The 24,065-nt window shown below is 67.7% G+C and carries 25 protein-coding genes; 7 read left to right on the forward strand and 18 right to left on the reverse strand.

The genetic code is table 11. The features are described from left to right. The 9 genes from K0H49_RS18280 to K0H49_RS18320 form a co-directional block, all read right to left on the reverse strand. The coding region (locus tag K0H49_RS18280; protein WP_219215548.1) for a GTP-binding protein at positions 1-678 on the reverse strand (678 nt) is incomplete at its 3' end. Positions 679-819: 141 nt separating this feature from the next. Beyond that, on the reverse strand, positions 820-2,919 hold the full coding sequence (fusA, locus tag K0H49_RS18285; protein WP_219215550.1) for an elongation factor G: 2,100 nt from the start codon (positions 2,917-2,919) through the stop codon (positions 820-822). A gap of 83 nt (positions 2,920-3,002) precedes the next feature. Continuing rightward, positions 3,003-3,476 carry a 30S ribosomal protein S7 gene (gene rpsG / locus K0H49_RS18290; RefSeq protein WP_007829591.1) on the reverse strand — a complete coding sequence of 158 codons (474 nt, stop codon included), beginning with the start codon at positions 3,474-3,476 and terminating at the stop codon, positions 3,003-3,005. A gap of 146 nt (positions 3,477-3,622) precedes the next feature. Continuing rightward, the gene (gene rpsL / locus K0H49_RS18295) at positions 3,623-4,000 is read right to left on the reverse strand and encodes a 30S ribosomal protein S12 (RefSeq protein WP_013543948.1); all 378 of its coding nucleotides are present in this window, start codon (positions 3,998-4,000) and stop codon (positions 3,623-3,625) included. A gap of 142 nt (positions 4,001-4,142) precedes the next feature. Beyond that, the gene (locus K0H49_RS18300; protein WP_219215551.1) at positions 4,143-5,312 is read right to left on the reverse strand and encodes a D-alanyl-D-alanine carboxypeptidase family protein; all 1,170 of its coding nucleotides are present in this window, start codon (positions 5,310-5,312) and stop codon (positions 4,143-4,145) included. A gap of 16 nt (positions 5,313-5,328) precedes the next feature. Further along, on the reverse strand, positions 5,329-5,964 hold the full coding sequence (locus tag K0H49_RS18305; RefSeq protein ID WP_219215553.1) for an alpha/beta hydrolase: 636 nt from the start codon (positions 5,962-5,964) through the stop codon (positions 5,329-5,331). Positions 5,965-5,980: 16 nt separating this feature from the next. Continuing rightward, positions 5,981-6,352: a (2Fe-2S) ferredoxin domain-containing protein gene (locus K0H49_RS18310; RefSeq protein ID WP_219215555.1), complete on the reverse strand. Its 372-nt coding sequence runs from the start codon at positions 6,350-6,352 to the stop codon at positions 5,981-5,983. A 9-nt stretch (positions 6,353-6,361) separates the two neighbouring features. Next, the gene (locus K0H49_RS18315) at positions 6,362-7,474 is read right to left on the reverse strand and encodes a VanZ family protein (protein WP_219215557.1); all 1,113 of its coding nucleotides are present in this window, start codon (positions 7,472-7,474) and stop codon (positions 6,362-6,364) included. A 31-nt stretch (positions 7,475-7,505) separates the two neighbouring features. Continuing rightward, complete coding sequence (locus K0H49_RS18320; protein ID WP_219215559.1) at positions 7,506-7,934, reverse strand: CopD family protein; 429 nt, start codon at positions 7,932-7,934, stop codon at positions 7,506-7,508. Between the two features lie 378 nt (positions 7,935-8,312). On the opposite strand from K0H49_RS18320, the gene hemB reads away from it, so the two are divergent. Continuing rightward, positions 8,313-9,320, forward strand: a complete 1,008-nt coding sequence (gene hemB, locus K0H49_RS18325) for a porphobilinogen synthase (protein WP_219215560.1) — start codon at positions 8,313-8,315, stop codon at positions 9,318-9,320. 18 nt (positions 9,321-9,338) lie between these two features. Further along, positions 9,339-10,475: a magnesium transporter CorA family protein gene (locus tag K0H49_RS18330; RefSeq protein ID WP_219215561.1), complete on the forward strand. Its 1,137-nt coding sequence runs from the start codon at positions 9,339-9,341 to the stop codon at positions 10,473-10,475. Between the two features lie 93 nt (positions 10,476-10,568). Here the strand turns inward: K0H49_RS18330 and K0H49_RS18335 are convergent, their stop codons facing one another. Beyond that, entirely contained in the window at positions 10,569-10,919 is a 351-nt protein-coding gene (locus tag K0H49_RS18335) for an alpha/beta hydrolase (RefSeq protein ID WP_219215563.1), read from the reverse strand. Positions 10,920-11,197: 278 nt separating this feature from the next. Between K0H49_RS18335 and K0H49_RS18340 the strand changes: the two genes are divergently transcribed. Next, complete coding sequence (locus K0H49_RS18340) at positions 11,198-12,136, forward strand: LysR family transcriptional regulator (protein ID WP_219215565.1); 939 nt, start codon at positions 11,198-11,200, stop codon at positions 12,134-12,136. Positions 12,137-12,163: 27 nt separating this feature from the next. Here the strand turns inward: K0H49_RS18340 and K0H49_RS18345 are convergent, their stop codons facing one another. Then, positions 12,164-12,847 (reverse strand): dienelactone hydrolase family protein, encoded by a 684-nt coding sequence (locus K0H49_RS18345; protein ID WP_219215567.1) that lies wholly within the window; start codon positions 12,845-12,847, stop codon positions 12,164-12,166. Between the two features lie 46 nt (positions 12,848-12,893). Beyond that, positions 12,894-13,499: a 2-hydroxychromene-2-carboxylate isomerase gene (locus K0H49_RS18350; protein WP_219215569.1), complete on the reverse strand. Its 606-nt coding sequence runs from the start codon at positions 13,497-13,499 to the stop codon at positions 12,894-12,896. A gap of 85 nt (positions 13,500-13,584) precedes the next feature. On the opposite strand from K0H49_RS18350, the gene K0H49_RS18355 reads away from it, so the two are divergent. Together K0H49_RS18355 and K0H49_RS18360 are read left to right on the forward strand one after the other, a co-directional pair. Continuing rightward, positions 13,585-14,334, forward strand: a complete 750-nt coding sequence (locus K0H49_RS18355; RefSeq protein WP_219215571.1) for an SDR family oxidoreductase — start codon at positions 13,585-13,587, stop codon at positions 14,332-14,334. Between the two features lie 16 nt (positions 14,335-14,350). Next, positions 14,351-14,995, forward strand: coding sequence for a MarC family protein (locus K0H49_RS18360; protein ID WP_219215879.1), 645 nt, complete (start codon positions 14,351-14,353; stop codon positions 14,993-14,995). A 12-nt stretch (positions 14,996-15,007) separates the two neighbouring features. On the opposite strand, the gene K0H49_RS18365 is transcribed toward K0H49_RS18360, so the two are convergent. From K0H49_RS18365 to K0H49_RS18385, 5 genes are all read right to left on the reverse strand, one after another. After that, positions 15,008-15,661: an ABC-type transport auxiliary lipoprotein family protein gene (locus K0H49_RS18365; protein ID WP_219215573.1), complete on the reverse strand. Its 654-nt coding sequence runs from the start codon at positions 15,659-15,661 to the stop codon at positions 15,008-15,010. Positions 15,662-15,675: 14 nt separating this feature from the next. Continuing rightward, positions 15,676-16,656: an MlaD family protein gene (locus tag K0H49_RS18370; RefSeq protein WP_219215574.1), complete on the reverse strand. Its 981-nt coding sequence runs from the start codon at positions 16,654-16,656 to the stop codon at positions 15,676-15,678. 4 nt (positions 16,657-16,660) lie between these two features. Beyond that, positions 16,661-17,488, reverse strand: coding sequence for an ABC transporter ATP-binding protein (locus K0H49_RS18375; RefSeq protein WP_219215576.1), 828 nt, complete (start codon positions 17,486-17,488; stop codon positions 16,661-16,663). Beyond that, positions 17,485-18,660: an MlaE family ABC transporter permease gene (locus tag K0H49_RS18380; RefSeq protein ID WP_219215578.1), complete on the reverse strand. Its 1,176-nt coding sequence runs from the start codon at positions 18,658-18,660 to the stop codon at positions 17,485-17,487. The genes K0H49_RS18375 and K0H49_RS18380 overlap by 4 nt, the downstream gene beginning before the upstream one ends. An 80-nt stretch (positions 18,661-18,740) precedes the next feature. Further along, positions 18,741-19,685, reverse strand: a complete 945-nt coding sequence (locus K0H49_RS18385; protein WP_219215579.1) for a LysR family transcriptional regulator — start codon at positions 19,683-19,685, stop codon at positions 18,741-18,743. 123 nt (positions 19,686-19,808) lie between these two features. On the opposite strand from K0H49_RS18385, the gene K0H49_RS18390 reads away from it, so the two are divergent. After that, complete coding sequence (locus K0H49_RS18390; RefSeq protein ID WP_219215581.1) at positions 19,809-21,317, forward strand: CoA-acylating methylmalonate-semialdehyde dehydrogenase; 1,509 nt, start codon at positions 19,809-19,811, stop codon at positions 21,315-21,317. Positions 21,318-21,487: 170 nt separating this feature from the next. Next, entirely contained in the window at positions 21,488-23,071 is a 1,584-nt protein-coding gene (locus K0H49_RS18395) for a GMC family oxidoreductase N-terminal domain-containing protein (protein ID WP_219215881.1), read from the forward strand. 12 nt (positions 23,072-23,083) lie between these two features. Here the strand turns inward: K0H49_RS18395 and K0H49_RS18400 are convergent, their stop codons facing one another. Next, on the reverse strand, positions 23,084-23,983 hold the full coding sequence (locus tag K0H49_RS18400; RefSeq protein WP_219215583.1) for a LysR family transcriptional regulator: 900 nt from the start codon (positions 23,981-23,983) through the stop codon (positions 23,084-23,086). Between the last annotated feature and the right edge of the window lie 82 nt (positions 23,984-24,065).

Below are 24,065 nucleotides of genomic sequence, written 5' to 3' on the forward strand. Positions count from 1 at the left end.
GCGACCCGAGATCGAGAACACGTCTTCCACGGGCATCAGGAACGCACCGTCGATGGCGCGCTCAGGCGTCGGGATGTACGTGTCCAGCGCGTCGGCCAGCTTCATGATTGCTTCTTCGCCCAGGGGACCCTTGTCGCCTTCGAGAGCGAGCTTGGCCGAGCCGTGGATGATGGGGGTTGCGTCGCCCGGGAAGTCGTACTTGTCCAGCAGCTCGCGCACTTCCATCTCGACCAGCTCGAGCAGCTCGGCGTCGTCGACCATGTCGCACTTGTTCAGGAACACGATGATGTAGCCCACGCCCACCTGGCGAGCCAGCAGGATGTGTTCACGGGTCTGGGGCATCGGGCCGTCGGCAGCCGAGCACACCAGGATCGCGCCGTCCATCTGGGCAGCGCCGGTGATCATGTTCTTCACATAGTCGGCGTGACCGGGGCAGTCGACGTGTGCGTAGTGGCGGTTGGCCGTTTCGTACTCGACGTGCGCGGTGTTGATCGTGATGCCGCGGGCCTTTTCTTCGGGCGCTGCGTCGATCTGGTCGTAAGCCTTGGCTTCGCCGCCGAACTTGGCCGACAGAACCGTTGCGATCGCAGCGGTCAGCGTGGTCTTGCCATGGTCGACGTGACCGATCGTGCCCACGTTGACGTGGGGCTTGGTGCGGGTGAACTTACCTTTTGCCATTTTTCAATCCTTGAAAGAGCATTTCCGTGTAGTGGTTTTATGTCTGCACCCGATTGCTGGTTCGCCTCGCACGGAAACAAGGCGGCACCGGATCGCAGACAACGAGGGCCGCGCACTGCGCGGCCCCGCATTCTTGAAAACTTACTTGGCGCGAGCGGCCACGATGGCTTCGGCGACGTTGCGCGGAGCTTCAGCGTAGTGCTTGAACTCCATCGTGTACGTGGCGCGGCCTTGCGACATCGAACGCAGCGTGGTCGAGTAGCCGAACATTTCCGACAGCGGCACTTCGGCCTTGATGGCCTTGCCGCCACCCATCATGTCTTCCATGCCCTGGACCATGCCGCGACGCGAGGACAGATCGCCCATCACGTTGCCGGCGTAGTCTTCCGGGGTCTCGACTTCCACGGCCATCATGGGCTCGAGGATCACCGGGCTGGCCTTGCGGCAGCCTTCCTTGAAACCGAAGATCGCCGCCATCTTGAACGCCATTTCGTTCGAGTCCACGTCGTGGTACGAACCGAAGTGCAGCGTCACCTTGACGTCGACCACCGGGTAGCCGGCGAGCACGCCCTGGCCCAGTGCTTCGATCACGCCCTTTTCGACCGCGGGGATGTATTCGCGAGGAACCACACCACCCTTGATCGCGTCGACGAACTCGAAGCCCTTGCCCGGCTCTTGCGGCTCGACCTTGAGCACCACGTGGCCGTACTGGCCCTTGCCGCCCGACTGACGCACGAACTTGCCTTCGGCATCCTCGACGGTCTTGCGGATGGTTTCGCGGTAGGCCACTTGCGGCTTGCCCACGTTGGCTTCCACGCCGAATTCGCGCTTCATCCGGTCCACGATGATTTCCAGATGCAGCTCGCCCATGCCGGCGATGATGGTCTGGCCCGATTCTTCGTCGGTCTTGACGCGGAACGAAGGATCTTCCTGAGCCAGGCGTTGCAGGGCGATGCCCATCTTTTCCTGGTCGACCTTGGTCTTGGGCTCGACAGCCTGCGAGATCACCGATTCCGGGAACACCATGCGCTCGAGCGTCAGGATGGCGGTCGGATCGCACAGCGTTTCGCCCGTGGTCACTTCCTTCAAGCCGATGCAGGCAGCGATGTCGCCGGCACGGATTTCGCTCACTTCGACGCGGTTGTTGGCGTGCATCTGCACGATCCGGCCGATACGCTCCTTCTTGCCGCGCACCGGGTTGTAGACGCTGTCGCCCTTGGTCAGCACGCCCGAATAGACGCGAACGAAGGTCAGCTGGCCCACGAACGGGTCGGTCATGAGCTTGAATGCCAGCGCGGAGAACTTCTCGCTGTCGTCAGCCTTGCGGGTGACGGGCGTTTCATCTTCGTCCATGCCGTTGACCGGCGGAATGTCGGTCGGGGCGGGCATGTACTCGACGACGGCGTCGAGCATGGCCTGCACGCCCTTGTTCTTGAACGCGGAGCCGCACAGCATCGGCTGGATTTCGCCGGCAATGGTGCGCTGGCGAATCGCGGCCTTGATCTCGAGCTCGGTGAGGGCCGTACCTTCGAGGTACTTGTTCATCAGCTCTTCGCTGGCTTCGGCCGCAGCCTCGACCAGCTTCTCGTGGTACTCGGCACACACGTCGACCAGGTCGGCCGGGATGTCCTTGTAGGTGAAGGTGACACCCTTGTCTTCGTCCCAGTAGATCGCCTTCATCTTGACCAGATCGACGATGCCCTGGAAGCGATCTTCCGCACCGATCGGGATCTGGATCACGACGGGGTTGGCCTTCAGGCGGTCCACCATCATCTGGCGCACGCGCAGGAAGTCGGCGCCGGTACGGTCCATCTTGTTGACGAACGCGAGACGGGGCACCTTGTACTTGTTGGCCTGGCGCCAGACGGTTTCCGACTGCGGCTGCACGCCGCCAACGGCGTCGTACACCATCACGGCGCCGTCGAGCACGCGCATCGAGCGCTCGACTTCAATCGTGAAGTCCACGTGGCCCGGGGTGTCGATGATGTTGATGCGGTGTTCGTCGAACGTGCCGGCCATGCCCTTCCAGAAGCAGGTGGTCGCAGCGGACGTGATCGTGATGCCACGCTCTTGTTCCTGCTCCATCCAGTCCATGGTGGCGGCGCCGTCGTGCACTTCGCCGATCTTGTGGTTCACGCCGGTGTAGAACAGGATGCGCTCCGTCGTCGTGGTCTTGCCAGCGTCGATGTGCGCCGAGATACCGATGTTGCGGTAGCGCTCGATGGGTGTATTGCGTGCCATGAAAATTTACTCCATTAACGGATGAAAGCCCGCTCACCACACGGCGAGTCGGGCTTCCAGCCAGTCTGATTTGAGGGACGGTCTTAGAAGCGGAAGTGGCTGAAGGCCCGGTTGGCTTCTGCCATGCGGTGCACTTCGTCGCGCTTCTTCATGGCACCGCCACGGCCTTCCGTGGCTTCCATCAGTTCGTTGGCCAGACGCAGGGCCATCGACTTTTCGCCGCGCTTGCGAGCGGCTTCCTTGATCCAGCGCATCGACAGGGCGAGGCGACGGACAGGGCGGACTTCGACCGGCACTTGATAGTTCGCACCGCCCACGCGGCGCGACTTCACTTCGACCATCGGCTTCACGTTGTTGATGGCAACGGTGAACGCTTCGAGAGGGTCCTTGTCCGGGTTCTTCTTTTCGATGAAGTCGAGGGCACCGTAAATGATGCGCTCGGCGACAGCCTTCTTGCCGCCTTCCATGATCACGTTCATGAACTTCGACAGCTCGACATTGCCGTACTTGGGATCCGGCAGGATTTCACGTTTGGGGACTTCGCGACGACGTGGCATGTTACTAACCTCTTTGCTTCAGTTGGCACCGTTTCAGGTACCGCGAGAGCCAACAAAAACTCTCACTTACTCGACCCGAATCTGGGTCACTTCGTTCGATGCGCCGCCAAGGCACGCCGAACACCGCTGAATGAAAACAGAAAGGCTTAAGCCTTCTTCGGGCGCTTCGCGCCGTACTTGGAACGCGACTGCTTGCGGTCTTTCACGCCTTGCAAGTCGAGCGAACCGCGCACGATGTGGTAGCGAACACCGGGCAAGTCCTTGACACGACCGCCGCGAACCAGCACGACGCTGTGTTCTTGCAGGTTGTGGCCTTCGCCGCCGATGTAGGAGATGACTTCGAAGCCGTTCGTCAGACGAACCTTGGCCACCTTGCGGAGTGCCGAGTTGGGCTTCTTAGGCGTCGTGGTGTAGACGCGGGTGCAGACACCGCGGCGTTGCGGCGAGTTCTGCATGGCAGGGCTCTTCGAATTGATCTTTTCGACCGTTCGACCCTGACGCACCAGTTGATTGATGGTTGGCATGAATGAATGAATCCCAAAACATCCCGACCTGAAACCCCACCGTGACATGGGAAGCCGGGAATTGACGAAAACGTGAAACCCTTCGGAAATTTCCGAAAAGCCCGCGAGTATAGCAGGCGGGCCGGCCGCGTGACCAGCCCTGTTACTTGATCCAGAGGCGGACGGCGTCCCAGGCACGGCCCAGGATGCCGGCCTGCTCGACGGCCTCGAGCGCGACCAGCGGCACTTCGGCGACGGGTTCGTCGCCCAGCGTGACCTTGAGCGTACCGACCTGCTGGTTCTTGGTGAAGGGCGCGACCAGCGGTTCGGGCCGCGCGACCTGCGTCTTGATCTTGCTCGCCGAGCCCGCGGGCACCGACACCACGATGGCTTCGGGACGGCCCAGCTTGAGCGTGTTCGACTTGCCCTTCCAGACCGCAGGCGTGGCGGCCGGCTGGTCGGCGTCGAAGAGCTTGACCGCGTCGAAAGCCGTGTAGCCCCAGTTCAGCAGCTTCTGCGACTCGTTGGCGCGCGCGTTCTCGCTGGCGGCGCCGAGCACGATCGACAGCAGGCGGCGGCCGCCGTTGAGGTTCGGGAAGTCGCGCTTGGCCGTGACGATCATGCAGTAGCCGGCGGCATCGGTGTGGCCGGTCTTCAGGCCATCGACGGTCGGGTCGCGGAACAGCAGCAGGTTGCGGTTGGTGTCGTTGGTCGACGGCGTGCCGGGGTAGCGGTACTTCTTGATCGCGTAGTACTGGACGTACTCGGGGAAGTCGTGCATCAGCCGGGTGGCGAGGATGCTCAGGTCGCGCGCCGTCGTGGTGTGGCCCGGCGCCGTCAGGCCTTCGGGGTTCTTGTAGCTGGTGTTCTTCATGCCGAGCACCTTGGCCTGCTCGTTCATGAGCTGGACGAAGTGCTCGACCGTGCCGCCCACGCCTTCGGCCAGCGCCACCGTGGCGTCGTTGCCCGACTGCACGATCAGGCCCTTGATCAGGTCTTCCACCGGCACCTGCATCTTCGGGTCGATGAACATGCGCGAGCCGGGCATCTTCCAGGCGCGCGGGCTCACCGGCAGCGTCTGCGTCAGCGAGATCTTCTTGGCCTTGAGGGCGTCGAACACCAGATAGGCCGACATCAGCTTGGTCAGCGAAGCTGGCTCGACCGGGCTGTCGATGTCCTTCTGCGCGAGCAGCTGGTTGGCCGTGACGTCGAGCAGCAGGTAGCTGCGCGCGGCGACTTCAGGGGGAACGGGCAACTGCGCGGCAGCCAGGATGCAGAAGGATGCCGAAAAAAACAGCACCAGCGCGCGGAGCGCGACAGACAGACGATTCATGGGGATGGGAAACCAGCTACAGGTCGGCGCGCAGGTGGCGAACGACAAGATTTTTCAAGAGCGGCAATTGTCCGTGAAAGAAATGACCGCCTCCGGGGACGACTGTGACAGGAAGTGACTGTGGGCGAGCCCAATCCATCACGGCCGAGAGCGCAACGGTGTCGTCGGCTTCGCCATGCACGATCAACGTACGTTCGACCGCCCCTTCGGGCAGCACCGGCGGCACCACGCGCGCAACGCTGGCACCGACCAGCGTCAGGTGTGCGACCTCGCGCCCGGCCCAGAGTTCCTGCAATGCGTTGATCGCGACGAAGGCGCCGAAGGAAAAGCCGGCCACGGCCAGCGGGCCCGAAGGCGCGAGCTGCGCGACCACCGCGCGGTAGTCCTCGCTCTCGCCGCGGCCTTCGTCGTGCACCCCCTCGCTGGCGCCGACGCCGCGGAAATTGAAGCGCACCGCGGTCCAGCCGCTGGCGACGAAGGCGCGCGCCAGCGTCTGCACCACCTTGTTGTCCATGGTGCCGCCGAACAGCGGGTGCGGGTGCGCGATCACGGCCACGCCACGCGAGGCCTGGCCGTCGGCCGGCAGGTCGCGCTGCGCCTCGATGACGCCGGCGGCACCTTCGAGCCGAAGCTTCTCCGTTTGCGAATTCATAGGGCTTTCGCTCCGCTCAGCGACCGACGTCGGGCGGCAGCACGAGGCGCTCGACCACCTGGCCGTTCTTCAGGTGCGACTCGACGATCTCGTCGATGTCGGCCTGGTCGACGAAGGTGTACCAGACCGCCTCGGGGTAGACCACGGCCACCGGGCCGCCCGCGCAGCGGTCCAGGCAGCCGGCCTTGTTGACCCGCACCTTGCCGACACCGGACAGGCCGGCCGCCTTCACGCTGGCCTTGCAGTGGTCGAAGCCCTGCTGCGCGCCATGCAGGGCGCAGGCGTCCTCGCCGCCCTTGCGTTCGTTGAGACAGAAAAAGATGTGGCGCTCGTAATAGCCGGATACGGCGGGCACGGCGGAGGCGGCTGGAGTCGGGGAACGGGGCATCGGCCCATTCTAGGTTTGGCGTCTGCGCCGGGACAGCGCCACGAGCACGTAGCCGAGCGTCGCGAAGGGCCACAGCCAGCCCAGCCATTGCACCAGGCCATGGAAGCGGATGAAGCGCCCCTGCTCCCAGGTCGCCAGCGTCTGGGCGAAGTAGGCGCTCTCGGGCGCCTGGTTCAGCAGGCTCAGCTGCAGCACCAGCGCGATCAGCAGCAGGGCCGCGCACAGCCGGCGCGGCGCGGCCAGCAACAACGCCCCGAAGACGACCGCGGCCACCGTGCCGACCTGCACCGGCAGGCTGAACCAGGCCCAGGCATGCCCGGGCCCCCAGCTCAGCGCCGCCGACAACGCGCTGCCGGCCAGGCCCGCGCACAGCAGCGCGGCCAGCAGCATCGCGCGGCGCGGCACCGAGCGCGTCACCATGAAGCCCAGCAGGAACGGCACCAGCGCCCCCAGCATCACGCACAGCAGTTCGATGCCGGGCACCAGCGGCTGCAGCTCGAACTCCCGCAGCGGCATCCAGTCGAGGAAGGGTGTGTCGGCCAGCCATTCGGCAATCGCGTTTTCCAATCGCTCGAAGACCTGCCCCAGGCCGAAGGGCACGGCGGCCGGAAACAGCAGGGCCACGGGCCACAGCGCCAGCAGCACCAGGCCGTAGCGCGCGTCGTCGACGAACCATTGCGTGCGTGCGCGACCCCAGTGCGCCACCACGCCCAGGCGCTCCAGCGCGGCGGCCATCACCGCGCCGATCAAAGCGCCCAGCGCGTTCAGGCCCAGGTCGAGGTTGGAGGGAATGCGCATCGGCAGGTAGCTCTGCAGCGTCTCCATGGCGAAGGCGATCGCGGCGCCGGCCAGCGTGGCGCGCAGCACCGCCTGGAAGACGCCCGCACCCGATTGCGTGCGCAGCACCGCCAGCGCGGCCAGGAAGCCGAAGGGCACGTAGCCCGCCACGTTGATCCCGAGATCGAAGCCGGTCCAGTAGCGCGGCCAGGGAGCCGAGAGGTAGGACCAGGGCGCCAGGCCCTGGTCGCGCCAGTCGGCGAAGGGGTAGAGGCTGGCGTAGACGATCAGCGCCGCATAGGCCAGCGTCAACGGCAGCGCGGCGGACTTGTGCGGGGCAGTCACCGTGCAGGCAGGCGGAACGGTGCGCCGCGCCCTAGAAGGGCTTGACGACCACCAGCACCACGATGGCCAGCAGCAGCAGCACCGGCACCTCGTTGAACCAGCGGTACCAGCGGTGGCTGCGCATCGGCGCGCCCGCCACGAACTTGCGCAGCAGCACGCCGCAGCCATGGTGGTAGCCCAGCACCAGCAACACCAGCGCCAGCTTGGCGTGCATCCAGCCATTGCCCGGGCCGCGGCCGATGCCGTAGCCCATCCACAGCCAGAGGCCGAAGACCAGCGCCGGCACGGCCAGGAAGGTGGTGAAGCGCATCAGCTTGCGCGCCATGAGCAGCAGCCGGGCTCGCTCGGCTTCGGAGCCGGGCGGCACCATGGCCAGGTTCACGAAGATCCGCGGCAGATAGAACAGGCCGGCGAACCAGCTGGCGATGAAAACGATGTGCAGCGACTTGATCCAGAGCATGGCGGGCAGTTTAGTGCGCCAGCTCCCCCGGGACGGACGGCGCGCACCGGCAAACCGCGGCTGTCAGGGTGCACGACGCGCGAGGTGCCTGAAAAAGTCCAAAAAAAAGCCCGGCGTCGAACGCCGGGCTGGGAAGCCCTTTTGCTGTCACACATCAAGGCACCCGCTCAGGGAGGAAAAGCGGGGAGCGGCAAGCCGCCCGGAAGTAATTTAACAAAGCAGCAAGAACGTATCAAGCGCGTGAACCACTATTTTTTAACAATTAACAGTCGGCATTGAATTCCAAAATACTCGTTCTATGCAGCCCACGCAGCGACACACAAGGTCTACGAAAGGGCAGCGAGGGCACGCGGTGGCACATCAGGCACAATTTTCGACATGACGTTGCACGCCCCCTTCCCCGCCGGCCGGCCGCGCCGCCTTCGCCGAGATGCCTTCACACGGAACCTGGTTAGAGAGCACGCGCTCACTTCATACGATTTGATCTATCCCGTCTTCGTGCAGGAAGGCGAACGCAAACGCGATCCCGTGGGCTCCATGCCCGGCGTCGAACGCTTCAGCCTCGATACCTTGTTGCCGGTCGCGGAGCAATGCGTGGCCCTGGGAATTCCCGTGATGGCGCTGTTTCCGGTCATCGATTCGGGCCTCAAAACACCCGCCGGTGATGAGGCCTTCAATCCCGACGGCCTGATCCCGCGCGTCGTGGCCGCGCTCAAAGCGCGCTTTCCCGATCTCGGCGTGATGACCGACGTGGCGCTCGACCCCTACACCAGCCATGGCCAGGACGGCCTGCTGGACGACGACGGCTATGTGCTCAACGACCCGACCGTCGAGGTGCTGGTCAAGCAGGCGCTGGTGCAGGCTGCGGCCGGCGTCGACATCGTGGCACCGAGCGACATGATGGACGGCCGCATCGGCGCGGTGCGCGCCGCGCTCGAGGCCAACGGCGACATCCACACGCGGATCATGGCCTACAGCGCCAAGTACGCCAGCGCCTTCTACGGCCCCTTCCGCGATGCCGTCGGCTCCGCCACGAACCTGGGCAAGAGCAACAAGAAGGTCTACCAGATGGACCCGGGCAACAGCGACGAGGCGCTGCGCGAGGTCGGCCTGGACATCGCCGAAGGCGCCGACATGGTGATGGTCAAGCCCGGCATGCCCTACCTGGACATCGTGCGCCGCGTGAAGGACGAGTTCCGCGTGCCCACCTTCGCCTACCAGGTGAGCGGCGAGTACGCGATGCTCAAGGCGGCCGCCCAGAACGGGTGGCTCGACCACGACGCCGTGGTGCTGGAAAGCCTGCTGGCCTTCAAGCGCGCCGGCGCCGACGGCGTGCTCACCTATTTCGCGCTCGACGCCGCCCGGCTGCTGAAACAGCAGCGCTGAGCTCACGGCCCTCCCTGCATGCGCCTCTTCGAGATCACCGGTTCCCAGGTTGACGAGCACGACGCGCTGGCACCGCTCGCCCTGCCGGGCGCCTGCCGCCTGGGCTACCTCTGGATCTCGCTCACGCGCGAGGAATTCCGTGCCTCGCTGGCGGAGGTACAGGGCATCCTTCAGTCGCTGTGCGGCACGCAGCTGGTCGACCTGCACGTGAGCGACCTGCTCAACGACCAGCTGCCGTCACACTACGACTACACCTCGCTCTACGACGTGCTGGTGTTCCGGCGCCTGGCGGCCGGTGCCGCCGCGCCGCACGCCGAGGGCGAGCCGCGGCTGGCGCGCGGCGGGCCGCCGGTGCTGCGCCGCGTCGACACCCGGCCGGTCGGCTTCGCGGTGTTCGACCGCGTGCTGCTGTCGGTCCACCCCGACGACGGCGCCGTGCGCGACGCCTATGCGGCCAAGCTGCTGGCCGCCGCGCGCAACGACCGGCCCGAAGGCACGGCACCGGCGATCGACGTGCGCGCCACCAGCGCCCGCGTCCCCACCAGCCCGGCCGACCTGATGCTGCGCGTGGTCAACCAGATCGTCGATGCCTACCTCGACCTGCGCCGCGAGCTCACCCGCCAGCTCGACCACTGGCAGGCCGAACTGATCGATCCCAAGAGCCGCTTCACCAACTGGAGCGCGCTGATGGAAGCACGCCAGTCGCTGCACCATCTCGACGAGATCTGCGAGGACCAGCGCGCGGCGGTGCAGGACTGGATCGACGCCATGGAAACGCTGCCGACGCCCGACACCGCGCCCGAACTGCGCGAGCGCGAACTGCTCATGGTGCGCAGCCGCGACGTGCTCGAGCACATCGAGCGCGTGGTGCACCACGTGCGCCGGCTCGAGCAGAACGCCGAAACCGCGGTGCAGATGCACTTCAGCGTGCAGAGCCACCGGGCCAACGACATCATGCGGGTGCTGACGGTGCTGACCGCCATCTTCCTGCCGCTCAACCTGATCGCCGGCATCTTCGGCATGAACTTCGAGTTCATCCCGCTGGTGCACAAGGCCGACGGCTTCTGGATCGCGATGGCCTCGATGGGCGTGATCGCGCTGTCGCTGGTGGTCGTGTTCTGGCGCAAGCGCTACCTCGCGCGCACCGGGCGCTGAAACCGGGCGCCCATGAAAAAACCGGACGACGCTTGCGCATCGCCCGGTTCGGGATCTCACCGGGACCGCCTCATGGGCGGTCCGAAGCGTCGATCAGAGGCCGGCTTGGTTGGTGCGAGCCAGCGAGCCGTTCGTGTAGGCAGCGGGGATGTTGCTGTTCACGAAAGCCTTGCGGTCCAGGTTCTGGTTCGGCGCGTGGGCAGCGGCAACCGCTTGCTCGGCCACGGCAGCGCGGCTGGTCGACGAGACCAGCGCCGGGGTGACGCGCGAACCGTTGGTCACGTTCTGGTTCGGAGCGTGGGCAGCAGCGACGCCTTGGGCTTCGATGGTGGCGCGGCTGTTCACCGAGTTGACTTGTTGCACGCCTTGGTAGTTTTCAGCGTGGGCGCCGGCAACGGCGAGGAACGACAGGGCAGCAGCAGCGATGATTTGGGTGGTCTTCATTTTCATTTCCTTCAGTGTTCAAGAGAGCTATCGAACCGGTCGGGAGTGGTGGCGGTCCTTGACGACACGCGGCACCCTCGAGGCCCTGTTCACTCGGGCTTGCTTGGAAGGCTGGCCCGTGGGATGAATTGTGCTGCGAAAATATGGGGTAAACCCGCAGAAAACGGAACCACGGTGTTCACGAAAACGAAACAATGGGGCATTCCCTGGCCTTCACCCAGGCCTTTGTCTCGTTTTTCACAGCGCTTCGGCCCTCCCCGGCCCCAACACGGAAGACCATGGACAGCCTAGACCTACTCAAGACCTTTCGCGAGGTCGCTGCACTCGGCAGCTTCTCGGGTGCTGCCAAGCGCCTGGACATGTCCAAGGCCACGGTCAGCAAGTACGTGGCCGAGCTCGAGTCGCGCTTCGGTGTGCGCCTGCTGAACCGCTCGACGCGTTCGGTCAGCCTCACCGACGCCGGCGCCCTGCTGCTCGAGCGCAGCAAGCCGGTGATGGAGATGGTGGCGCTGACCCAGGCCGAGCTGCAGGAGCATGCGAGCCGGCCCACCGGGCGGCTGCGCATCACGGCGCCGCACGGCATGGGCCAGGGCGACCTGCCCCTGCTGCTGGCGCAGTTCATGGGCTACTACCCCGAGGTCAGCATCAGCCTGCATCTGACCAACCGCACGGTGGACATGGCCGAGGAAGCGGTCGACCTGGCGCTGCGCTTCGGCCCGATCGAGGACGACAACCTGATCGTGCGCAAGCTGCTGCAGATGCCGCTGGTGGTCTGCGCCTCGCCGATCTACTGGAAGAAGCACGGCAAGCCCGAACATCCCGCGGAGCTGGCCACCCACGACACGCTCACGCATTCGCGCTTGGGCCCGCATCCGCAGTGGCGCTTCGAGGTCGACGGCAAGCCGCTGGACGTGCACGTGAAGAGCCGCATGGACTCGACCGAAGGGGCGCCGCTGATCGAAGTGGCGCTGCAGGGCTTCGGCGTGACCTACATGCCGGCGCTGCTGGTGCAGCCCTACCTCGACCGAGGCGAGCTGGTGCCGGTGCTGCAGGACTACGTGCGCGTCGACATGTGGCTGTCGGCGGCCTACCTGCAGCGGCGCCATAACAGCGCGGCACTGCGGGCGCTGGTCGACTTCCTGCAGACCCGCATCGGCACGCGCGCCAAGTCCGACGCCACGGCCAAGGCGAAGGCCAAGGCCGCCGCAGCGACCTGATCGCCGGCGCGGCCCTGGCCCGGCGCGTCAGGCCAGGTGCTGCGCGAAGAATTTGAGCGTGCGCTCGCGTGCCACCTTGGCGGCTTCGGCGTTGTACGCGCCGCGCTGGTCGCAGTTGAAGCCGTGATGCGCCTCGTACAGGTGCACCTCGACTTCGGGATGGGCCTTCTTGAAAGCCTCGACGCTGTCGAGCGGGATCCAGTGGTCTTCGGTGGCGAAGTGTGCCAGCACCGGCACCTTGGGCTGGCGGGCGATCTCTTCGGGCGTGGTCACGCCGCCGCCGTAGTACGGCGCCGCCGCCGACAACCCGCTCACGCCTGCCGCCGCACGCCAGGTCAGCAGGCCGCCCCAGCAGTAGCCGACGATGCCGACCTTGCCGCCGCGCGCCGCGTACTCGACGGCCGCCTGCAGGTCCTGCAGCACGCCGGGCGCTGGCAGCGCCTCGACCGCCGTCTTCAGTGCGAAGCCGGCGTTCATGTCTTCGGTGGTGTAGCCCAGTTCGACATCCGGCTTCACGCGCTGGAAGGTCGCCGGCGCGACGGCCAGGTAGCCCTCGGCCGCATAGCCGTCGGCCACCGAGCGGATGTGCGAATTGACGCCGAAGATCTCCTGCACCACGACGACCGCGCCCTTGGGCTGGCCCGCGGGCTCGGCCACGTAGGCGGGAAAGGTGAAGCCGTCTTTGGCGGTGAGATCGATGAATTGACCCATGGTCGGTGCTCCTTCAAGGTTGCGAGGGGAATGTCTTGGGGCCGGCTCAGCCGGCTTCGTTCAATGCGCGCTCGACGAAATCGAGGCGGTCCTGGCCCCAGAAGAGTTCGCCGTCGACCACATAGGTGGGCGCGCCGAAGACCTGGGCGTCGATGGCCTGCTGCGTGTAGTCGTCGTAGCGCTCCTGCACGGCCTGGCTCTGGGACTGCTCGACCCGCTTGGCCGGCAGGCCGCATTCGACGGCCAGCGCCTCGAGCACGGTCGGGTCGGCGATGTTGCGCTCCTGCAGCCAGACCGCGGCGAACACCGCGCTGCCGACCCGCAATGCGGTCTCGGTGCCGTCGTGCAGGTCGATGGCGATCAGGAACTTGGCCGCGTCGTCGCCGGACACCGGGAAGAACTTGGGCTTGAGGTTGATCGGCAGGCCCAGGTGACGCGAGAAGCGCGCCATCTCGACCAGCCGATAGGCCTGGCGCTGCGGTGCGCGCTTGCCCAGCGGCAGACCGCCCGACACCGGGAACACCGCGCCGAAGTCGACCGGCCGCAGCCGGACCGTCGCGCCGGCGGCCTGCGCCATCGCCACGAAGCGCGCATGGCCGAGGTAGGTCCAGGGACTTTGCGGGGTGAAGAAATAGTCGATCGTGCGGGGCATGGCGGTCCTCGGGGTGTGTGCGGTGCTGTAATCCGGCTCGGCAGCTTTTTTAACCGAGGCACAGCTTTTGTGCAGGAGGCGGGATTTGGACCAGCAAGTGCTTCTGATCACCGGCGGCGGTCGCGGCATCGGTGCCGCCACCGCCCTGCTCGCAGCCCGGCGCGGTTATGCCGTCGCCGTCAACTATGCCAGCAACTCGCTGGCGGCGGACGAGGTGGTGCGCCGCATCCGCGCCGACGGCGGCAACGCCATCGCGGTGCAGGCCGACGTGGGCGACGAGGCCCAAGTGCTGGCCATGTTCCGCAAGCTCGACGCCCGCTTCGGCCGGCTCGATGCGCTGGTCAACAACGCGGGCGTGGTCGACCGGCAGGCGCGGGTCGACGAGATGAGCGTGGCGCGGCTCGAACGCATGTTCCGCATCAACGTGATCGGCAGCTTCGTCTGCGCGCGCGAGGCCGTGCGGCGCATGAGCACGAAGCACGGCGGCAGCGGCGGTGCGATCGTCAACGTCTCCAGCGGCGCGTCCCGGCTGGGCTCGCCCGGCCAGTACGTCGACTACGCGGCCAGCAAGGGCGCCATCGACACCTTCACCATCGGGCTGGCGAAGGAGGTGGCCGACGAAGGCATCCGCGTGAACGCGGTGCGCCCCGGCCTGATCGAGACCGAGATCCATGCGTCCGGCGGCATGCCCGAACGCGCCGCGGCGCTGGCGCCCACGGTGCCGATGAAACGCACCGGCAGCGCCGAGGAGATCGCCGGCGCGATCCTGTGGCTGCTGTCCGCCGAGGCCAGCTACACGACCATGGCGCTGCTCGACGTGACCGGGGGACGCTGAGATGGCCAGCCCCACCATGGACCTGATCAAGCCGCTGATCACGCTGCTGGCGATCGTCAACCCGCTGGCGATCGTGCCCTTCTTCATCCACTACACGCAGGGCTACTCCGAAGGCCAGCGCCGCCGCACGGCCTGGGTCGCGGCCTTCAGTGCCTTCCTGGTGATCGCCGCCAGCGCGCTGGTCGGACTGCAGCTGCTGGGCTTCTTCAACATCTCGATCGCCAGCTTCCAGGTCGGCGGCGGCATGCTGCTGCTGATCAGCTCGCTCAACATGCTGAACGCGCAGCCGGCGGAATCGAAAACCAACGAGGAGGAGATCCGCGCCACCGAGGTCAAGGCCTCGCTGGGGGCGTCGATCGCCGTGGTGCCGCTGACCATCCCGCTGCTGACCGGCCCGGCCACCATGTCGACCATGGTGATCTATGCCGAGAAGACGCAGCACATCTGGGAACTGGCCGTGCTCGTGGGCTACGGCGTGGTGATCGGGTTGGCGACCGGCATCGCCTTCTCGCTGGCCGAGCCGATCGCGCGCGCGCTGGGCAAGACCGGCATCAACGTGATGACGCGGCTCATGGGCCTGATCCTCGCCGCGCTGGCCGTGGAAGTCATGGCCGATGGCCTGGGCAAGCTGTTCCCGGTGCTGGGACGCGGCGCGCTTTGAAGCAGGGGCGCGTCAGCGCGCCTGATCGACCCAGGCCACCACCTCCGCGATGGCGGCGTCGCTGGCCGCGGTGAGCGCCTTCACGCCGCCCGGCGCATCGGCGCTGGGCGCCGGACGCTGCACCACGAAGCTGCGCTGCGCCAGCACGCTGTCGCCGCCGGCCGCGCTCTGGATCAGCGTGGCGCGCAGCCGCACCAGGCCGACGCTCTGCGTCGGCGATTCGAAGTAGTGGCTGAACTCGTCGAGCGAGATGCGCAAGGTGCGCGGCACGCGTCCCGCGCTGCGGGCCATGGTCGCGCTCTCTTCTCGGTTGAGCACCGTGCGCTGCACGGCCAGCGCATCGCGCAGCCGCTGGTAGATCAGCTGGTTGGGCGCCATGCTCCAGCGCGATTGGCCATAGGGCCGCAGCTCGTTGGCATCGGCGTAGGCCAGGCGGTAGAGGATCTGCGGGCTTTCGAGCCGCGCCCCGGCATCGATCTCGGCCAGCGCCAGCGTCGGCAGGCGGGCCGCATCGGCCGGCGCCGCGGGCAGCGACAGCACCGGGCCGAAGTCGTAGAGCATGGCGCGCGCCGGCCGATCGGGCAGCGCACCGCAGCCGGCCAGCAGGGCCGCGAGCAGCAACGCGCCGGCGCGCCGGCCGCTGGGGAGGAAAGATGCGTGGTTCATGGTCATCGCCTTCATCAGGGACGTGCGGCGGCAGGCGCCGAGAAGCCCGGCTCGCCCGGGCCGGCGGCCGTGCCGCCGTTGCCGAACAGCAGCGACTGCGGGTTGTCGTTGATGCCGTCGGCCGCGCGGCCGAGGCGACGCACCGCGTGCGAGGTGTCGTCGGCCACGCGGTTCAGGCGTGGCAGCGTCGCGCCGTTGAAGCTGTCGACGGCCTGCGACAGCGCCTTGGTGCCGTCGCCCAGCCGGTCGATCGGGCCGTCGGGCGCGTTGAGCCGGGTGGCGGTCGCATTGAGGTTGTTCGCCACGCGCGAGATGTCGCCGGCCGCGGTCTTGACGGTGCCCATGGCGTCGCGCGTGCGGTCGATCAGCGGCGGCAGCGCCTGCAGCGCCGGGTTGAGCCCGGTCTTGACCGTGCTGTCGATCTGGCGCGTGAGCTGGTTGGCGCTGGCCGCGGCCTGCGCGATGTTCTCCAGCGCGTCGGCGATGCGCTTCTGGTTGGTGTCGCCGAGCAGCGTGTTGGCGCGCTTCGTGACCTCTTCCACCTGGTTGAGGATGGCCTCGCCGCGGTCCTGCAGCTGCGCCAGCACCGAGGGCTTGAGCGGGATGCGCGGCGGATTGTCGTCGTCGGGCGCCAGCACCACCTGCGACTCGCCCTTGTCGTCGATCGCGAGGAAGGCCAGGCCGGTCACGCCCTGGTAGCTCAGCGTCGCGAAGCTCGAGGTGGTGAGCGGCACGCGCTCGTCGACCGCGATGCGCAGCCGCACGTTGCCCTTGACCTTGGGGTCGAAATCGATCGCCGTGACCTTGCCGACCGCGATGCCGCGGTAGCGCACCATGGCCTGCGGCTGCAGGCCGCTGACCGCGTCGCGCGTGGAGAGCTCGTAGGTGTGGCGCACGGTGTTGTCGCGCGTGAGCCAGACCACCAGCGCCACCAGCACGGCGACCAGGCCGAGCACGAAGGCGCCGGCGGCGAGGGCATGGGACTTGTTTTCCATGGTCTTATCTTTCCGGATCGGCGGCGGCGGCGACGGCCGGCACGTCATGCAGGGCTTCCATCGCGCGCAGGCCGCGCCCGCCGAGGAAGTAGTTGCGGATGAAGGGATGCTCGCAGGCGATCACTTCGCGCGGCAGGCCCGAGACGATCACGTGCTGATCGGCCAGCACCGCGATGCGGGTGCTCAGGTCGAACAGTGTGTCGAGGTCGTGCGTGACCATCACCACCGTGAGCCCGAGCTCGCGGTGCAGGCTGCGCAGCAGGTCGCAGAAACCGTCGGCGCTCTCGGGGTCGAGGCCGGCCGTGGGCTCGTCGAGCAGCAGCAGCGGCGGGTCCATGATCAGCGCGCGCGCCAGCGCCACGCGCTTGATCATGCCGCCCGACAGGGCCGAAGGGCTCTTGTTCGCCTGCTGCGGATCGAGGCCGACCATCTGCAGCTTCACCAGCGCCGCATCGCGGATCAGGTCGTCGGGCAGCAGCTTGAGTTCGCGCAGCGGCAACGCGATGTTGTCCAGCACGCTGAAGGCCGAGAACAGCGCGCCGTGCTGGAACAGCATGCCGACCTTGGCCGCACCCTTGGCGCCGAGCTGGCCCGGGTGCTGGCCCAGCACCGTGACCTCGCCGCGCGACGGATGCTCGAGCCCCAGGATCTGGCGCAGCAGCACCGTCTTGCCGGTGCCCGAACCGCCGACCAGCGACAGCACCTCGCCGCGCCGGATCGTCAGGTCGAGGTCGCGGTGCACCACCTGCTCGCCGCCGGCCGACGGGAAGCTCGTCCAGAGCTGGCGGATCTCGACCACCACGGGCGCATCGGCGGCGGGTGCATCGATCATCGGAAGCCCACGCCCTTGAACAGCACCGCGAACAGCGCATCGACCAGGATCACCACGGTGATCGAGGTCACGACCGACGAGGTGGTGCCGCGGCCCAGGCTCTCGGTGTTGGGCTTGACCTTCATGCCGAAGTAGCAGGCCACCAGTGCGATCAGGATGCCGAACACCGCCGACTTGCCCAGCGCGAGCCACAGGTTCGACAGCGGCACCGCGCGCGGCAGCGCCTGCATGAAATAGGCCGGCGACAGGTCGAGCGCGAGGTCGGCCGCGATCATGCCGCCGAACAATGCCGCCATCGAGGTCCACATGCTGATCAGCGGCATCGCGATGGCCAGCGCCAGCACGCGCGGCATCACCAGCCGGAAGCCGGGCGGAATGCCCATGACGCGCATCGCGTCGAGCTCCTCGGTCACGCGCATCACGCCGATCTGCGCGGTGATGGCCGAGCCCGAGCGGCCCGCCACCAGCACCGCGGCCAGCACCGGCCCGAGCTCGCGGATCAGCGAGAGGCCCAGGATGTTGACCATGAAGGTCTCGGCGCCGTAGTTGCGCAGCTGGTTCGAGGTCAGGTAGGCCAGCACCACGCCGATCAGCAGGCCGACCAGCGCGGTGATCGGCAGCGCCGTGGTGCCGAACTGGTAGAGCTGGCCCGAGAGATCGCGCCAGGGGCCGCGGTGCGGCGCGCGGATCAGTGTGCCGATGTCGAGCACCAGCTGGCCGATCATCTGCAGGAAGTCGCGCGCCACCGCCAGCCCGCGCGGGCCGTTGTGCGCGAAGGACTTGAAGCGGTCCGCCCATGTGGGCGAGGCTTCGGTCGGCAGGCTGCAGGTGAAGCGCGCGACATGCTCGAGCACCGCCTTGTGCTGCGGATCGAGCTCCAGCCGCTGCGGCCAGGCGCCTCCCCAATGCTTCCAGAGCACCTGCGCGCCGATGTGGTCGAGCTGTTCGATCGGGCGCAGGTCCCAGGCCAGATCGGTCTTCTTCGGCGCGTCGCGCAGGCTCTGCGCGAGCGCGTTCCAGTCATCGCGCGACGAAAAGGCCAGCGCGGTCCATCGGCCCTGCGCCACGACCGCATCGGCACCGTCGGCCACGAGACGCGGCGACGCGTGCACCACCCCGCTCGGCGCAGCGGCGACGGGGGTGGGCGCGGTGTGCGGCGCGGAAGGTGGCATGGGCGCGATCTGTTCCGGAAAGGCTCTTTGTGACGGCCGCATCATCCTAACCGCAGGGGGTGTCGAAACGACCCGCCCACTCAGCGCGCGTCCGCCGAGAAACCCTCGGCCAGTTCATCCCGCAACCAGCTGACGAAGGCCGTCACCGCGCGCGGCACGTGCGTGGCATAGGGCCGGATCGCATAGAGCCGGTCGCCGAAGGCGCCGACCGGCTGCCATTTGGGCAGCACCTCGACCAGCTTGCCCGCCTGCAGCGCGGCCTGCGCGCTGAAGTCGGGCAGCAGCGCGATGCCCAGGCCGGCGATCGCGGCGTCGCGCAGCGCCTCGCTGTTGTTGGCGGCCAGCGGCCCTGACACCGGCACCGTGACGCGCGGCGCGGCCGAGGGTTTGCGTGTCTCGAAATGCCAGGCCGGCGTGTCCTGCGCGCGCGGGTAGTGCAGGCAGTCGTGCGCGCCCAGGTCGGCCGGCGCCTCGGGCAGGCCGCGCCGGCGCAGGTAGGCGCGGCTGGCCACCAGCACCGAACGGGTTTCGCAGAGCGTCCACGCCACGTGGGTGTCGGGCGGCGCGGCGGTGTGACGGACCGCCAGGTCGAAGCCCTCCATCGCCAGCGAGCTGAGCCGGTCCGACAGCTCGAGCTCGATGCGCACCTCGGGCTGCGCGCGCAGGAAGTCGGCCAGCCGCGGCACCAGCTGCTGGCGCGCGAAGGCCACCGGCGCCGTCACGCGCACCCGGCCACGCGGCACGCCCGCCAGGTCGCGCACGCCGGAAAAACTGTGGGCGATCTGCTCGAAGGGCGCGCGCATGTCCTCGACCAGCCGCTGCCCGGCCTCGGTGAGCCGCACGCTGCGCGTGGTGCGCTGCACCAGGGGCACGCCGGCCGCGCGCTCGAGCTCGGCGATGCGCTGGCTCATCGCCGCCTTGCTCACGCCCAGGCGCTGCGCGGCGGCGGTGAAGCTGCCCTGCTGGCTCAGCACCGTGAGCCAGTGCAGGTGGGTCCAGAGCGACTCGATCTTTTGGTCTTCCATCCCTGCATTGTTCACCAATGCGAACAATCAATTCAGTTTTCACGCCTAGGCGCGCCCCGACCCGCTGCCTAAACTGCGGCCATCGTCCCTCCCCGGACACCCACATTCAGCGAAAGACCGCCCATGTCCACAGCCATCGCCCACTACATCCAAGGCCAGCCGGTCGCCAACACCTCGGGCCGCGCCCAGGACGTGACCAACCCGGCCACCGGTGCCGTCACGGCCCAGGTCGGCCTGGCCGGCGTCGACCAGGTCAACGCCGCGGTGGCCGCCGCGCAGGCCGCGTTCCCGAAGTGGGCCGACACACCGCCGATCCGCCGCGCCCGCGTGATGTTCAAGTTCCTCGAACTGCTCAACCGCCACAAGGACGAGCTGGCCCACCTGATCACCGCCGAGCACGGCAAGGTGTTCACCGACGCCCAGGGCGAGGTCAGCCGCGGCATCGACATCGTCGAGTTCGCCTGCGGCATTCCGCAGCTGCTCAAGGGCGACTTCACCGAACAGGTCTCGACCGGCATCGACAACTGGACGCTGCGCCAGCCGCTGGGCGTGGTGGCGGGCATCACGCCCTTCAACTTCCCGGTGATGGTGCCGATGTGGATGTTCCCGGTGGCGATCGCCGCGGGCAACACCTTCGTGCTCAAGCCCAGCCCGACCGACCCGAGCGCGTCGCTGCGCATGGCCGAGCTGCTCACGGAAGCCGGCCTGCCCGACGGCGTGTTCAACGTGGTGCAGGGCGACAAGGTCGCGGTCGATGCGCTGCTCGAGAACCCCGACGTCAAGGCCATCAGCTTCGTCGGCTCGACGCCGATCGCCAACTACATCTACGAGACCGGCGCCCGCCACGGCAAGCGCGTGCAGGCCCTGGGCGGCGCGAAGAACCACATGGTGGTGATGCCCGACGCCGACATCGACCAGGCCGTCGACGCGCTGATCGGCGCGGGCTACGGCTCGGCCGGCGAGCGCTGCATGGCGATCTCGGTGGCAGTGCTGGTGGGCGATGTGGCCGACCGGCTGCTGCCCAAGCTGATCGAACGCACCAAGACGCTGCAGGTGCTCGACGGCGAGAACCTGGCGGCCGAGATGGGCCCGATCGTCACGCGCGCCGCGCACGAACGCATCACCGGCTACATCGACCTGGGCGTCAAGGAAGGCGCCAAGCTGCTGGTCGACGGCCGCGGCTTCGACGGCGCCAAGGCCGGCGCGGGCTGCGCCGACGGCTTCTGGATGGGCGGCACGCTGTTCGACCACGTCACGCCCGAGATGCGCATCTACAAGGAAGAGATCTTCGGCCCGGTGCTGGGCTGCGTGCGCGTGGACGACCTGGCGGCCGCGGTCGACCTGATCAACGCCCACGAGTTCGGCAACGGCGTCTCCTGCTTCACCCGCGACGGCAACGTGGCGCGCGAGTTCGGCCGCCGCATCCAGGTCGGCATGGTCGGCATCAACGTGCCGATCCCGGTGCCCATGGCCTGGCACGGCTTCGGCGGCTGGAAGCGCTCGCTGTTCGGCGACATGCATGCCTACGGCGAGGAAGGCGTGCGCTTCTACACCAAGCAGAAGAGCATCATGCAGCGCTGGCCGGAAAGCATCGGCAAGGGCGCCGAGTTCGTGATGCCGACGGCGAAGTAAGCCCGTAAGCATTCCGGCGGGAATCGACACCTACACTGACCAGCCCGAGGCACGGACACACCGGCCCGGGCTTTTTTTTGATCTGGAGACAACGCGTGAGCAAGAGCGACAGTGACAGCGAAAGCACCTTCGACTACATCGTGATCGGCGGCGGCACGGCCGGCGCCCTGATGTGCAACCGGCTCACCCGGCAGGCGCAGAAGCGCACCCTGCTGATCGAAGCCGGCCGCCGCGACGACTACCACTGGATCCACATCCCGGTGGGTTACCTCTACTGCATCGGCAACCCGCGCACCGACTGGCTCTACAACACCGAGCCCAACCCGGGCCTCAACGGCCGCGCGCTGCGGTATCCGCGCGGCAAGACGCTGGGCGGTTCGTCCTCGATCAACGGGATGATCTACATGCGCGGCCAGGCGCGCGACTACGACCAGTGGGCCGCGCTCACCGGCGACGACGCCTGGCGCTGGAGCGAGGTGCTGCCGGCCTTCAAGAAGCACGAGGACCACTACCTCGGCGCCGACGAGATGCACGGCGCGGGTGGCGAGTGGCGGGTCGAGAAGCAGCGGCTGCGCTGGGACATCCTCGACGCCTTCGCGCTGGCGGCGCAGGAAGCCGGCATTCCGCATTCGAGCGACTTCAACCGCGGCAGCAACGAAGGCGTGGGCTACTTCCAGGTCAACCAGAAGAACGGCTGGCGCTGGAACACGGCCAAGGCCTTCCTGCGGCCGGTCTGCTACGGCCGGCCCAATTTCGAGATGTGGACCAACGCACAGGTGACCCGACTGATCGTCGAGACCCAGGCCGACGGCAGCCAGCGCTGCACCGGCGTCGAGGTCTGGGACGGCAGGGACATGGTCACTGCGCACGCGACCCAGGAGGTGGTGCTGTGCGGCGGCGCCATCGGCTCGCCGCAGATCCTGCAGCTGTCGGGCATCGGCCCGGCCGAACTCTCGCGCCAGCACGGCATCCCGGTGGTGGCCGACCTGCCGGGTGTGGGCGCCAACCTGCAGGACCACCTGCAGATCCGCGCGGTGTTCAAGATCGAGGGCGCGCCCACGCTCAACGTGCTGGCCTCGTCGTTGCTGGGCAAGGCGAAGATCGGCCTCGAGTACGCGCTCAAGCGCACCGGGCCGATGAGCATGGCGCCTTCGCAGCTGGGCGCCTTCACGCGCAGTTCGCCCGAACACGAGTGGCCGAACCTCGAGTACCACGTGCAGCCGCTGTCGCTCGATGCCTTCGGCGACCCGCTGCACGCCTTCCCGGCCTTCACCGCCAGCGTGTGCAACCTCAACCCGACGAGCCGCGGCACGGTGCGCATCAAGAGCGCGCGCTTCGGCGACGCACCCGCGATCGCGCCCAACTACCTGAGCACCGCCGAGGACCGCCAGGTCGCCGCCGATTCGCTGCGGGTGACGCGGCGCATCGTGGCGCAGCCGGCGCTGGCCCAGTACAAGCCCGAAGAATGGAAGCCCGGCCTGCAGTACCAGACCGACGAGGAACTCGCACGCCTGGCCGGCGACATCGCGACCACCATCTTCCATCCGGTGGGCACCGCCAAGATGGGCGCCGACCACGACCCGATGGCCGTGCTCGACTCGCACTTGCGCGTGCGCGACGGCAAGGGCGGCCTGATCGCGGGCCTGCGCGTGGTCGATGCCAGCGCAATGCCGACCATCACCAGCGGCAACACCAACAGCCCGACGCTGATGATGGCGGAGCGGGCCGCGGAATGGATCGTGCGCGGCGACTGAGGCCACGGCGGCTTATTCGCCGCGCCGCGCCTCGGCCACGATCCAGTCCCTGAAGGCGCGCAGCAGCGGCGCCTGCGCGCGCGACTCGGCGTACACCAGGTAGTAGGCGTCGGAACTGGTGAGCGCCTGCGGGAACAGCACGGTGAGCGTGCCGGCCGCGATCTCCGCCTCGACCAGGAAGCTGGGCAGCAGGGCCGCGCCCAGCCCCGACACCGCCGCCTGCGCGATCATCGAAAACTGCTCGAAGCGCGGCCCGCGCAGCGCCGGCGCGCCAGCCACGCCGACCTGCTCGAACCATTCGGCCCACTGCATCGGCCGGGTGCTCTGCTGCAGCAGCACCACCGCCGCCAGGTCCTCCGGGCTGCGGACCGCATGGCGCTCGGCGAAGGCCGGGCTGCACACCGGCACCACCGCCTCGTGCATCAGGTACTCGCAGGCCGCGCCGGCCCAGTGCGGGGCGCCGAAGTGGATCGCCGCGTCGAAGGGCTCCTGCGCGAAGTCGAAGGGCTCGGAGCGGGCCGCGAAGTTCACCGTGACCTCCGGATGCAGCGCGACGAAGCCGCCCAGCCGCGGGATCAGCCAGCGCGTGCCCAGCGTGGGCAGCACCGCCAGGTTGAGCAGCCCGCCGCCGCCGGCCGAGGCCATGACCTTCTGCGTGGCCGCAGACATCTGCTGCAGCGCCGCGCGCACGTCGGCCTCGTAGACGCGGCCGACGTCGGTCAGCACGATGCGCTGGCGCACGCGGTGGAACAGGGCCACGCCGAGCTGCTCCTCGAGCTGGCGGATCTGGCGCGAGACCGCGCTCTGCGTGAGGTGCAGCTCGTCGGCCGCGCGCGAGATGCTGTGGTGCCGCGCGGCGGCCTCGAAGGCCAGCAGGTCGGCGACCGGCGGCAGGAAGGATTTTCTGAACATGATCATTCGAGGGGGGAATGAAAGCCTGCACTTCGTCGATTGCCGCCAGAAAAGATCCGGGCGATCGACAGTACTTCATTCT

Origin of the sequence: Variovorax boronicumulans, assembly GCF_019352895.1 — a bacterium.
Taxonomy (GTDB): Bacteria; Pseudomonadota; Gammaproteobacteria; order Burkholderiales; family Burkholderiaceae_C; genus Variovorax; species Variovorax boronicumulans_A.

Bases quoted from the DNA above. Each gene is read 5' to 3' on its own strand.
- rpsG (WP_007829591.1), bottom strand. From the start codon at position 3,476: ATGCCACGTCGTCGCGAAGTCCCCAAACGTGAAATCCTGCCGGATCCC.
- K0H49_RS18310 (WP_219215555.1), bottom strand. From the start codon at position 6,352: ATGCCCCGTTCCCCGACTCCAGCCGCCTCCGCCGTGCCCGCCGTATCC.
- K0H49_RS18345 (WP_219215567.1), bottom strand. From the start codon at position 12,847: ATGGGTCAATTCATCGATCTCACCGCCAAAGACGGCTTCACCTTTCCC.
- K0H49_RS18350 (WP_219215569.1), bottom strand. From the start codon at position 13,499: ATGCCCCGCACGATCGACTATTTCTTCACCCCGCAAAGTCCCTGGACC.
- K0H49_RS18360 (WP_219215879.1), top strand. From the start codon at position 14,351: ATGGACCTGATCAAGCCGCTGATCACGCTGCTGGCGATCGTCAACCCG.
- K0H49_RS18380 (WP_219215578.1), bottom strand. From the start codon at position 18,660: ATGCCACCTTCCGCGCCGCACACCGCGCCCACCCCCGTCGCCGCTGCG.
- K0H49_RS18365 (WP_219215573.1), bottom strand. From the start codon at position 15,661: ATGAACCACGCATCTTTCCTCCCCAGCGGCCGGCGCGCCGGCGCGTTG.
- fusA (WP_219215550.1), bottom strand. From the start codon at position 2,919: ATGGCACGCAATACACCCATCGAGCGCTACCGCAACATCGGTATCTCG.
- hemB (WP_219215560.1), top strand. From the start codon at position 8,313: ATGACGTTGCACGCCCCCTTCCCCGCCGGCCGGCCGCGCCGCCTTCGC.
- K0H49_RS18300 (WP_219215551.1), bottom strand. From the start codon at position 5,312: ATGAATCGTCTGTCTGTCGCGCTCCGCGCGCTGGTGCTGTTTTTTTCG.
- K0H49_RS18385 (WP_219215579.1), bottom strand. From the start codon at position 19,685: ATGGAAGACCAAAAGATCGAGTCGCTCTGGACCCACCTGCACTGGCTC.
- K0H49_RS18370 (WP_219215574.1), bottom strand. From the start codon at position 16,656: ATGGAAAACAAGTCCCATGCCCTCGCCGCCGGCGCCTTCGTGCTCGGC.
- K0H49_RS18390 (WP_219215581.1), top strand. From the start codon at position 19,809: ATGTCCACAGCCATCGCCCACTACATCCAAGGCCAGCCGGTCGCCAAC.
- K0H49_RS18400 (WP_219215583.1), bottom strand. From the start codon at position 23,983: ATGTTCAGAAAATCCTTCCTGCCGCCGGTCGCCGACCTGCTGGCCTTC.
- rpsL (WP_013543948.1), bottom strand. From the start codon at position 4,000: ATGCCAACCATCAATCAACTGGTGCGTCAGGGTCGAACGGTCGAAAAG.
- K0H49_RS18330 (WP_219215561.1), top strand. From the start codon at position 9,339: ATGCGCCTCTTCGAGATCACCGGTTCCCAGGTTGACGAGCACGACGCG.
- K0H49_RS18395 (WP_219215881.1), top strand. From the start codon at position 21,488: ATGTGCAACCGGCTCACCCGGCAGGCGCAGAAGCGCACCCTGCTGATC.
- K0H49_RS18375 (WP_219215576.1), bottom strand. From the start codon at position 17,488: ATGATCGATGCACCCGCCGCCGATGCGCCCGTGGTGGTCGAGATCCGC.
- K0H49_RS18335 (WP_219215563.1), bottom strand. From the start codon at position 10,919: ATGAAGACCACCCAAATCATCGCTGCTGCTGCCCTGTCGTTCCTCGCC.
- K0H49_RS18340 (WP_219215565.1), top strand. From the start codon at position 11,198: ATGGACAGCCTAGACCTACTCAAGACCTTTCGCGAGGTCGCTGCACTC.
- K0H49_RS18320 (WP_219215559.1), bottom strand. From the start codon at position 7,934: ATGCTCTGGATCAAGTCGCTGCACATCGTTTTCATCGCCAGCTGGTTC.
- K0H49_RS18305 (WP_219215553.1), bottom strand. From the start codon at position 5,964: ATGAATTCGCAAACGGAGAAGCTTCGGCTCGAAGGTGCCGCCGGCGTC.